Raw genomic sequence first — 2827 nt, 5'->3', positions numbered from 1 at the left:
TGACGGTATCCTGTGAATCACAATTCAACGCCTATGTGTACCCCCCCCCCTGAGTCACAGCCAAAACAAATTGGTATAAACACCTAGGCGGCCTTGCCCATTTTACTGGTCTGCCGCTTATCGATCTGCGGGGTGACGTCGCGATTGTCACATCCTACCTCATGATTATTCATCTTGACCATGAAGGTCATCGACGCGAACTGCCAAATCATGGGGCCTCGACGGGATACCGCATTCACCGCGTGGTCGTGAACCGTTGGGAGCTTGAACGGCACAAAGGTCGCTGGATGATTGCCAGGCGCACCCTTCTGCCCGTCGACGGGTCGGCTGAGCAGCAGGAGCTGCTGCGCAGGGGTTTGAATGGGGTGTATCGCAGATCATTGGGATCTGAAGAGAACGAAGACCCGATCGACGGATAGTTGATGGTGTCGCAAAACGCCGCAGGTTGGTCAGTTTCTTACAACGATGGCCGACCAGAGACAGCAACGCCGCCCAAAGCCAGAATAATGGCGGCTATGAAGGCAGAACTTATATTGCCAGGGAGATATTCCAAAAACGATGACAGGAATTGCCCCATAAAAATGGCAACAGACAGGTAGGCAAGTGCTGAGCCGCGTTCGACAGAGTGGGTGCGTTCGATCGTCAGGTGATTGACGAGGGGAACTGTCAGTCCGAAACCGGTCCCGAGCATGATTGCAGCGCCAATCATCGGGACTGCCGTCATCATGGAAGCAAAAAGTGCATGGGCGGCTGCATAGGCCAGAAAGCCCGCCCGCAAAGTGTTTTGCTCCCCGATACGCCGACAGATTTTTGGGAGAAACCACGCTGCTCCTACAGCGACAAGAGAGACGAATGACAGAAAATACCCTGTTTGCGCCTCGGAGAAGTGCATGCCTTCCAGCCGTCTGGGCAAGGAGATGATCGCTGTGAAGAACACGGTCATGGAGAGGAGAGCGGCTATATATATTCGCGCCAGTTTTCCCAGAACAGAACCTCGATCTGCTTCTGTTTGGGGTGACGCAACGGGTTTGACTGGCGGATACGGTACGAACAGTTCGACGAGGACGAGAAAGACCCAACTCATCAGATAGAGCGAAAACGGCCATTGCCATCCCATACTGGCGAGGAGTCCTCCCAGAGACAGGAAGATGACGCCTCCCAGTTCAATGGCCATGCCCTGGAGTGCGATCATCTTGAGCCGCGCGTGTCCCTCAAAAAAATCGGATAAAAGCCCTGTGCCCGAAGCCATCACGATCGCTGTTGCTCCCCCGAGCAAAAGCCGGTCAGAAAAGATCAATACTGCGTTGCTCAGCCATATACATGCCAGCCCGAGCGCTCCGTACAGAGCGAGGCCAATACGCAAGGCCTGGCGAGAGCCAAGGCGTGTAATCAGGTGGCCGGCAAAGGGGCCAAAGATCACTACGCCGAGTGAGGGCAAGGTGACCAGCCAGCTTGCTTCCTGGGAGAGACCGAGAGCCGTCGCGATGCCGGGCAGGCCAGGTACGATAACGCAGCCGACCATGATCGTCAGACATGCGACACAGAGCAGAGCAAAGACGCCCCTTCGCTTTAACATGGACATTTCCTGTTTGGGCAATCTAAATACGAGACTAAGGTATCATAATATATACGAGACCGGCGTACCGCAATGACGAAAATGACAACCTCTACTCGCTCTCCGGGGCGCCCGCGCGATAATAAAGTTGGGCCAAGCCTGTTGGCGGCAGCCCGGCAGCTCGTCCTGCAACACGGATATTGCGGTGTCAGCATCCAGATGATTGCGACAGAGGCTGGTGTTGGCAGGCAGACGCTCTATCGCCGATGGCCGAGTAAGGCTGAACTCGTTCTGGCCGCGTTCCTGGAAAGCGCTGGTGATGCGGACGTTCTATCGGACGGCCGCGCCGAGAAGCGGTTGCTGCATTTTCTGGTCAACGTGTTCAGGAACTTGCAGCAGGATGGACCTGCGATCAGGAACCTGATTGCGTCCGCGCAGGACGATCCCGAATTTCTAAAGAGTTTCCGGGCCGGTTTTGTTGAGCCAAGAGCGGAAATCGTCGCCACCATTTTTCGTGACGGCATTGCAAACGGAGAAATCCTGGAAGATGCCGATGTGGAAATGGCGGTCGCCGCGTTTCATGGTGCATTTTGGTATCACCTTCTTCTGGGAGGCAAACTTGATGCTGAATTCGCGCAGCGCCTTACGAGGCTCATTATGAAAAGTATTTCAAAAGAGCCTCGTGAAGAGGAACTATTGAAATAGTTCATTCACCATGTGGACAGCGTCCAGATAAAATTATTTGAATTTATTCATCTATGTTTGACCGTATCGCCTGAATGGGAGCCATCGTGCCGAAGACTCTATCCCGGCGGATGAGCGCGTGGAACAAAGCGGCTGCAATATGAGCGAGGATATCTGCTGAAGTTCTGCGGAAGTCGATCAGACCGTTTGCTGATTCAGTCTCTAGGTGTTTAGTCCCGGGATTTAATGGGTTGGATTGATGATGAATCTTTCTGGCTCTGAAGTCCATATTTTGCAGACGTATTCGTAAGGTGTGAGGCCGTTCAGGGTCTTGAGCCTTCGCCCGAAATTATAGGCTGCCATGAAATCGTTGAGGTGTGTCCTTAACTGCTCGTGGCTGTCGTAATGGAAGCGCTTGACGGTTGCTTCCTTGATCGTCCGGTTCATCCGTTCAACCTGACCGTTCGTCCAGGGATGGTTGGGTTTTGTCAGACGGTGTTCAATCCCGTGGGCTTCGCAGATCATGTCAAAGCGCATGGGACACGACCAGGCCGTATTGCGGTTACGGGGCTGATCAGCGAACTGGAT

General features: G+C 53.8%; 3 protein-coding genes and 1 pseudogene. 2 read left to right on the top strand and 2 right to left on the bottom strand.

Going from position 1 to position 2827, the window contains the following annotated elements; genetic code table 11:
- Positions 1-95 precede the first annotated feature (95 nt).
- Positions 96-419, top strand: a pseudogene (locus JK199_RS16115) (nuclear transport factor 2 family protein); the annotation flags it as partial.
- A gap of 38 nt (positions 420-457) precedes the next feature.
- Here JK199_RS16115 and JK199_RS15665 read toward each other — a convergent pair.
- Entirely contained in the window at positions 458-1576 is a 1119-nt protein-coding gene (locus tag JK199_RS15665; RefSeq protein WP_198912021.1) for an MFS transporter, read from the bottom strand.
- A 72-nt stretch (positions 1577-1648) separates the two neighbouring features.
- Here JK199_RS15665 and JK199_RS15660 point away from each other — a divergent pair, with 72 nt between their 5' ends.
- Positions 1649-2260: a TetR/AcrR family transcriptional regulator gene (locus JK199_RS15660; protein ID WP_077804094.1), complete on the top strand. Its 612-nt coding sequence runs from the start codon at positions 1649-1651 to the stop codon at positions 2258-2260.
- A 222-nt stretch (positions 2261-2482) separates the two neighbouring features.
- Here the strand turns inward: JK199_RS15660 and JK199_RS15655 are convergent.
- Positions 2483-2827, bottom strand: a 345-nt coding sequence (locus tag JK199_RS15655; RefSeq protein WP_212377728.1) for an integrase core domain-containing protein, incomplete at its 5' end; no start/stop codon positions are given.

Source organism: Acetobacter persici (genome assembly GCF_018256955.1).
Lineage (GTDB): Bacteria > Pseudomonadota > Alphaproteobacteria > Acetobacterales > Acetobacteraceae > Acetobacter > Acetobacter persici.
The sequence above is the reverse complement of the archived record's forward strand: the minus strand, read 5'-3'. Positions and strand labels throughout refer to the sequence as shown.

Bases quoted from the DNA above. Each gene is read 5' to 3' on its own strand.
- JK199_RS15665 (WP_198912021.1), bottom strand. From the start codon at position 1,576: ATGTTAAAGCGAAGGGGCGTCTTTGCTCTGCTCTGTGTCGCATGTCTG.
- JK199_RS15660 (WP_077804094.1), top strand. From the start codon at position 1,649: ATGACGAAAATGACAACCTCTACTCGCTCTCCGGGGCGCCCGCGCGAT.